Source organism: Rathayibacter rubneri (assembly GCF_023743255.1).
Lineage (GTDB): Bacteria > Actinomycetota > Actinomycetes > Actinomycetales > Microbacteriaceae > Rathayibacter > Rathayibacter rubneri.
Genome location: NZ_JAMRYM010000139.1, coordinates 1 through 6,371, shown reverse-complemented (window position 1 = coordinate 6,371; position 6,371 = coordinate 1). Strand labels below are relative to the sequence as shown.

The following is a 6,371-nucleotide window of genomic DNA, read 5'->3' as shown; positions in this document are numbered from 1 at the left end:
GCGACGGCCTCGCCGCGGCCCCAGCAGACGGAGGGCGCCAGCGCCGCCCCCGCACCCGGCGCCGCGCCGTCCGCCCCGGACGCCGCACCCGCTCCCGCTCCGCAGGACGACGACCGCGGCTCCCCCGGCGGTTGGAGCGCCGCGACCGGCATGACGACGGCGCTCTCCTCCGGCGCCCCGCTGGGCACGATCGCCGACTGGATGCGCTCCCTGGCCCTCGCCGTCGCGTCGCTCGCGCTGGTGGTCGTCCCCGCGAGGCTGGCCGTCGCCGGCCGCGCACCCCGCGAGGCGCGCACCTGGCAGCTGACGGGCCGCAACCGGGCGCGCGTCGAGTTCGACGACAAGCCCGAGCGCGCGCCCGCCTCGACCCGCACCATGGTCGTCGGCATGATCGGCTGCGCCGCCGGGCTCAGCCTGCTCTCCGGGCGGGTCGACGGCCAGCCCGCCTACCTCAGGCTCCTGATCGCCGTCATCCTCGCGACGGCGCTCGTCAACGCCGTCGCGGCCGGGGTGCCCGCCCTGGTCGGACGACGCCTGGGCCTGCCGGGCGTCCGGGTCGTCGCCTCACCGCGGGCGCTCCTCCTGGTGGCCGCCGCGGCGCTGCTCTCGCGCTTCGCCGGGCTCGACCCCGCCTTCCTGTTCGGCGTCGTGATCGGGCTCCTCCTGCCGGAGGGCGCCTCGCCCGTCGACCGCGCCAAGCTCGCCACGGTGCGCGTCGTCTCGCTCCTGGGGCTGGCGGGGCTCGCGTGGGGAGCCTCCGCCGTCGTCCCGGCCGGCGGTTCCGTCGGCGGCGTGCTCACCGCCGAGGTGCTCAGCGCGACGACCCTGCTCGCCGTCGGGTCGAGCGTCGTGCTGCTGTTCCCGGTCGGGCGTCCGGCCGGGCAGAGCATCCTGCGCTGGTCGCCGGTGCTCTGGCTGGGTCTCACCCTGCTCTCGACGACCGTGCTCTTCCTCCTGCTCACCCCGACGATCGCCGCGTGGGCGACCGAGGGCGGGGGCGGTCCGGTCGTCTTCACCGTGGTCGCGTTCACCGTGGTGTGCACGTCGGTCTGGGCCTGGCGCCGCTTCGTCGAGCCGGAGCAGTAGCCGAGCTCAGCCGATCGAGACGGGCTCGCGCACGTCGTCCTCCGGCAGCTCGTCGACGACGGCGCCGACCGTGAACTCCCCGAGCGTCGCGATGCCGTCGTACACGCTGAGGAACGCCGTGTCCGCGGCGTCGCGTCCGGTCGCGATGCGCACGAGGCTCTGCCGGGGAGCCAGCGTCGTCGCGCCCCCCCCCCGCCACTCCCCCTCGACCCAGGCCTCGGCGACCGCGTGGAAGTCCATGGGCGAGAGTCCGGGGGCGTAGACCGAGACGAGCCGCGCGGGAATGTCCAGGGCCCGGAGGAGCGCGACCACGAGGTGCGCGAAGTCGCGGCAGACGCCCCGCCGCGCGAGCAGCGTCCGCTCGGCGCCGTCTGTGGGCAGGCTCGACCCGGTGACGTACGCCAGGCGCGTGCCGACCCAGGAGCTCACCGCAGCGAGGAGGTCGGCCCCGGCGAGTCCGGCGAACTCGGCCCGCGCCGTCGCCCACAGCACGTCCGACTCGGCGTAGCGGCTCGGACGGAGGTAGCGCAGGCGGTCCACCTCCTCGCCCGCGATCGGCTCGAGGCGGCCGAGGATGCGGGCGGAGTAGTCGATGACGAGCTCGCCGACCCCCGGCTCGAGCACGTGCAGGCGGGTGCCGTGCTGGTCGAGCACCTCGCGGGGGCGCAGGGGCCGCCCGTCGAGCGAGACGCTGAGCGACTCCTCGGCCGCGTAGGCGTCGGCCACCGCGATCGAGAGGACGAGCGACGCGGGTCGCGCCACGTCGAGGGTGAGGTGGGCGGTGACGTCGCGCTTCATGGTCGCTCTTCCCGGCTGATGCAGTGGACGGTGCAGGACGGTGCAGGTCTGTCGAGCGAAGCCGAGGTCTAGGGGCTCTGCTCGCCCTTGGGGGGCGGGGTCGGAGCCGCGTCGGGCTCCTGCACGAGCTGCAGGCCGCCGGAGGAGTTCGCCGAGACCGTCAGCAGATCGATCCACGTGCGGTTGATCGAGGGCACCCGGCCGCCGAAGTACTTGAAGTAGAGCGGCACGGAGGGGTCGAGCCAGATGCTCGAGCGCCCGTCGCCGACCGCCGGGTCGTCGCGCCACGAGAAGAAGAAGCTCTCGCGGCGGCGCAGCTTGTTGGCGATGACGATCTGGACGTGCGTGAGCGTGCGGTCGTCGAATTCGATCTCGACGCCCGAGGCGCCGTAGAGCAGCTTCCCCATGGAGGTCTCCTGCCGCCCGTCTCCGGGCGGTGCGGTACGGTGCCGTGCGGCACGAGAAGAGGACGGAGCCGTACGGCCTCGCCCTCCGATGATACGGGCGATCCCGGCTCCCGGAGTGCGGGCGCACGGACGATCACGGGTGTGGAACCGCTCCGACACGACCCTCTTCGGGAGGTGCGGGGCGGATCGGACGTCGACGGGCGGGGTGCCGGCGAGCGGCCGAGTCCCTGTGCCCGCTCCGGATCCCCGGACCCGCCGAGCGGGACCCCGGCGATGTCGGTGGTCGGACGTACGGTACCCGCATGATCGAATGCGCGAGCTGTGGAACCGATGCCGTCGTCCTCGACCGCTCCGGAGCGGACGAGTCCTCCCCCGAGGACCTGGTGGTCCTCTGCGCCGAGTGCACCCCCGGCGAGATCACCGAGGTGCTCGCGGCGGCGCTCCTGGCCGGGTCGCCCGGTCTGCGGAGCGAGCACGCGCGAGCCGCCTGACCGCGTTCCGGCGCGGGCTCCGGGCCTGCGCGGTCGCCCCTGCATGGGCGGTAGGTCGACCTCCAGCCGGTCGGGCGCCCACCCCCTGCTGAGACGACGCGGACCGGGGCCGACGCCGAGTCCGGCCCGCCGGTCCACCCGGGCGCTCGGCGAGCTCGAGGCGCCACGAATCGGGGCCTGACCTTTCGCCGCAGCCCGTCCTGAATCCGCTCGCGTACCCGAGCATCCTCGAGACGACAGGGACCGGGGCCCGACACCCCGTCACGGCCCGATCCGAGTCTACTCGGGCAGACGAGCGTCCCCGAGACGACGCGAACCGAGGCCGGACAACCGGTCACGGCCCGATCCGAGTCCACTCGGGCAGACGAGCGTCCGAGACGACACCGACCGAGGCCCGACAGCCTGCCATGGCCCGTCCCGGGTCCAGTCGGGCGGCCGGGCGTCCCCGAGACGACACGAACCGGGGCCGGACATCCCGCCACGGCCCGTTCCGGGTCCACTCGGGCAACCGAGCAGCCCCGAGACGATACGCACCGGGGGCCGACATCACGCCACGGCCGGTTCCGAGTCGACTCGTGCAGCCGAGCATCCCCGAGACGACGCGAACCGGGGCCGACATCCGGCCACGGCCCGATCCGGGTTCCACTCGCGCGCCCGGGCGACTCCGAGACGACACGACCGAGCCACGACGTCCGACCACAGCCGAGCCCGCGCGGACGATCGAGGACCATCGAGACGACTCGGATCGCGGCCCGGGGTGTGCTTCGGAGCCGTGCGGGCAGGTCCGCCGCTGCGGAGTCGGGTGGTGAAGAGTCGGCACGGGTGCGCTCTCCACCCGCTCGGGCGACGACCGCTCGAGAGTGCCCCCACTGGGACTCGAACCCAGACTGAGACGATTTTAAGTCGTCTGCCTCTGCCGATTGGGCTATGGGGGCGGCTTCCGCGGGGCGCGATCACTCACGCCCCGCGGGAGCGGGGTCAGGACTTGGCGGGCTCTCCGCCGACGGTCACGGGCGCGCCGGCGGGGCCGGGGGTGCCCGCCGCGGGAGCGGCAGGAGCGGCGGCCGGAGCGGCCTTCGGGCGGGACGCGTAGGTCTCGAAGGAGCCGCGCGGGTACTCGCGCGCCTCGATCGAGACGATGTCGCGGCCGAGCCAGAGGTTGTTCCACCAGCCCCACACCACGCGGAACTTGCGCTCCCACGAGGGCATGGCCAGGCCGTGGTAGCCGCGGTGCATGACCCAGGCCGGGAAGCCCTTGATCGCGATCTTGCCGGACTGGAACACGCCGATGCCGATGCCGAGACCGGCGACGGCTCCGATGTTCTTGTGGAAGTAGTCCTTGGGCTTCTCGCCGCGGAGCACCGCGACGATGTTCTTCGCCATCAGCTTGCCCTGGCGCACCGCGTGCTGGGCGTTCGGGACGCAGTAGCCGCCTACTCCGCCGCCGGTGAGGTCGGGGACGGCGGTCGCGTCGCCGGCACCCCAGGCGCCCTCGACGAGGACGTCGTCGTGGCCGACACGCAGGTCGGGGCGCACGCGCAGTCGTCCGCGCTCCTCGATGGGGAGGTCGGAGTTCTTGATCGACGGGTTCGCCATGACGCCCGCGGTCCAGATGATGAGGTCGGACTCGAAGGTCTGACCGGTCGACAGCTCGATGACGCCGTCCTGGGCCGACTTCAGCTGGGTGTCGAGGTGGACCGTCGCTCCGCGCTGGTCGAGGTTCTTGAGCACCCAGTGGCTGGTCTCGAGCGCGACCTCGGGCATGATGCGCCCCATGGCCTCGACGAGGTGGAACTGCGTCTCCTCGAAGTCGATCTCGGGGTAGCGCTTGAGCAGCGCGCTCGCGAAGGAGCGGAGCTCGGCGAAGACCTCGATGCCGGCGAAGCCGCCGCCGACGACCGTGACGGTCAGCAGGCGCGAGCGCTCCGGACCGACGGGCAGCGTGGCCGCCTTGTCGAAGTTCGTGAGGATGCGGTCGCGGATCGCGGTCGCCTCCTCGATCGTCTTGAGGCCGATCGCGTTGTCGGCGACGCCCGGGATCGGGAAGGTGCGCGAGACCGATCCGGCGGTGACGACGATCTGGTCGTACTCGAACTCGTAGGGCTCGCCGACCGTCGGGGTGATCGTGGCGGTCTTCGCGGCGTGGTCGATCTTGGTGACCTTGGCGGCGAGGATCGCGGTCTTCTTCAGGTGGCGGCGGAGCGACACGATGGCGTGGCGGGGCTCGATCGAGCCGGCGGCCACCTCCGGGAGGAAGGGCAGGTACGCCATGTAGGGCAGCGGATCGGCGATCGTCACCTCGGCCTCGCCGGGGCGCAGGTACTTCTCGAGCTTCCACGCGGTGTAGAAACCGGCGTAGCCGCCACCGACGATGAGGATTTTGGGCACGGTGAACTCTCCAGAGGGATGGACTGTGCGGAACACCCTACTACTCGCGAAGTGCCCGCTCTCGACGGCGGGTGGCAGCACTGACCCCGACGAATCGGAAGTCTAGCGAAGTGCGGGCCGGTCGGGGCGGCCCGCGGTCCCGCCTAGGAGGCGGCGGAGACGGCCGAGTCGTCGAACGGACGGCAGGCGCAGCGCTCGGGCGACCAGTCGGCGCGCGCGAGGGCGAGATCGCCGATCGGGTTCACTCCGGGACCCGCGGCGAGCGAGTGGGCGGCCAGCGCGTGCAGGCACTTCACCCGCGAGGGCATGCCCCCGGAGGAGATGCCCGCGATCTCGGGGACGGAGCCGACGCTCTCGCGGTCCGCGAGGAAGGCGCGGTGCGCGGCGGCGTACGCCTCCCTCAGCTGCTCGTCCTCGGCGAGGAGGTCGTTGTACTCCGCCATCACCTGGGTCGCCTCGAGCTGCGAGATCGCGGCGGTCGCGGCGGGGTGGGTGAGGTAGTAGAAGGTGGGGAACGGCGTGCCGTCCGCCAGGCGGGGGCTCGTCGAGACCACGGTGGGGTTGCCGCAGACGCAGCGGGCACTGATGCCGACCACGTCGCGGGCGGGGCGCCCGAGCTGGGCGGAGACGACGGCGACGTCGCGCGCGCTGGGCGGATCGAAGGGGGGCGTGGTCACGAGGGCTCCAGGGGGACGTCGACCGGACGGAACGGTCCAGTCTACGCCGGAGCGCTCACGGAGCAGCCGGAGCCGGCTCGGCGGGCGCGAGCTCCTCGGTCGTCGGCTCCCCGAGGCCGGCCACCGCGATCGAGGACAGCAGCGAGCCCGCCCAGTCGACGGGCGTCTCCTGCACCGAGTCGCTCGCGGGCTGCTCCGCCTGCTGCGCCACGGCGATGTCGTCCAGGACCAGGTAGCTGACCTCGCCCGGCATGACGAAGTAGAGGCGCTCGCGGGCCTGCGCGCGGATGAACGCGGGGTCGGACCAGCGGGAGCGCTCCTCGTCGAGGTTCTGCGCCTGGGTCTTGGCGGCGTCGACCGTGCGCTGGAGCTCGGCGATCTCGGCGCGCTGCTCGACGAACGTCTTCACGCTCGGCGCGAGCACCACGACCGCCATGATCATGATGCCCATCACGAGAAGGGTGAACCCGGAGCCGCGGACGCCGGCGATCCACGCGGAGGACGGCGCGGCGGGCGGCGTGAAG

General features: G+C 73.1%; 6 protein-coding genes, 1 tRNA gene and 1 pseudogene. 2 read left to right on the top strand and 6 right to left on the bottom strand.

The window, feature by feature from the left end; translation table 11 throughout:
* Nucleotides 1–1,086 (top strand): annotated as a pseudogene (locus NB037_RS18105) (hypothetical protein); the annotation flags it as partial.
* 6 nt (nucleotides 1,087–1,092) lie between these two features.
* Here the strand turns inward: NB037_RS18105 and NB037_RS18100 are convergent.
* Both NB037_RS18100 and NB037_RS18095 read right to left on the bottom strand, forming a co-directional pair.
* Nucleotides 1,093–1,884 (bottom strand): transglutaminase-like domain-containing protein, encoded by a 792-nt coding sequence (locus NB037_RS18100; RefSeq protein ID WP_251948265.1) that lies wholly within the window; start codon nucleotides 1,882–1,884, stop codon nucleotides 1,093–1,095.
* Between the two features lie 68 nt (nucleotides 1,885–1,952).
* Entirely contained in the window at nucleotides 1,953–2,291 is a 339-nt protein-coding gene (locus NB037_RS18095; protein ID WP_207403445.1) for a DUF7882 family protein, read from the bottom strand.
* Between the two features lie 302 nt (nucleotides 2,292–2,593).
* Between NB037_RS18095 and NB037_RS18090 the strand changes: the two genes are divergently transcribed.
* Nucleotides 2,594–2,782: a hypothetical protein gene (locus NB037_RS18090; RefSeq protein ID WP_251948263.1), complete on the top strand. Its 189-nt coding sequence runs from the start codon at nucleotides 2,594–2,596 to the stop codon at nucleotides 2,780–2,782.
* Nucleotides 2,783–3,643: 861 nt separating this feature from the next.
* Here NB037_RS18090 and NB037_RS18085 read toward each other — a convergent pair.
* The 4 genes from NB037_RS18085 to NB037_RS18070 form a co-directional block, all read right to left on the bottom strand.
* Nucleotides 3,644–3,717 (bottom strand) — tRNA-Leu (locus NB037_RS18085).
* Nucleotides 3,718–3,760: 43 nt separating this feature from the next.
* On the bottom strand, nucleotides 3,761–5,170 hold the full coding sequence (locus NB037_RS18080) for an NAD(P)/FAD-dependent oxidoreductase (protein ID WP_251948261.1): 1,410 nt from the start codon (nucleotides 5,168–5,170) through the stop codon (nucleotides 3,761–3,763).
* Nucleotides 5,171–5,313: 143 nt separating this feature from the next.
* Nucleotides 5,314–5,847 carry a DUF501 domain-containing protein gene (locus tag NB037_RS18075; RefSeq protein WP_251948259.1) on the bottom strand — a complete coding sequence of 178 codons (534 nt, stop codon included), beginning with the start codon at nucleotides 5,845–5,847 and terminating at the stop codon, nucleotides 5,314–5,316.
* A 55-nt stretch (nucleotides 5,848–5,902) separates the two neighbouring features.
* Nucleotides 5,903–6,371: FtsB family cell division protein (locus tag NB037_RS18070; RefSeq protein ID WP_251948256.1), on the bottom strand; the 469-nt coding region annotated here is incomplete at its 5' end.

Excerpts from the sequence above, each read along its gene's own strand:
- NB037_RS18100 (WP_251948265.1), bottom strand. The coding sequence starts at position 1,884 with ATGAAGCGCGACGTCACCGCCCACCTCACCCTCGACGTGGCGCGACCC.
- NB037_RS18095 (WP_207403445.1), bottom strand. The coding sequence starts at position 2,291 with ATGGGGAAGCTGCTCTACGGCGCCTCGGGCGTCGAGATCGAATTCGAC.
- NB037_RS18090 (WP_251948263.1), top strand. The coding sequence starts at position 2,594 with ATGATCGAATGCGCGAGCTGTGGAACCGATGCCGTCGTCCTCGACCGC.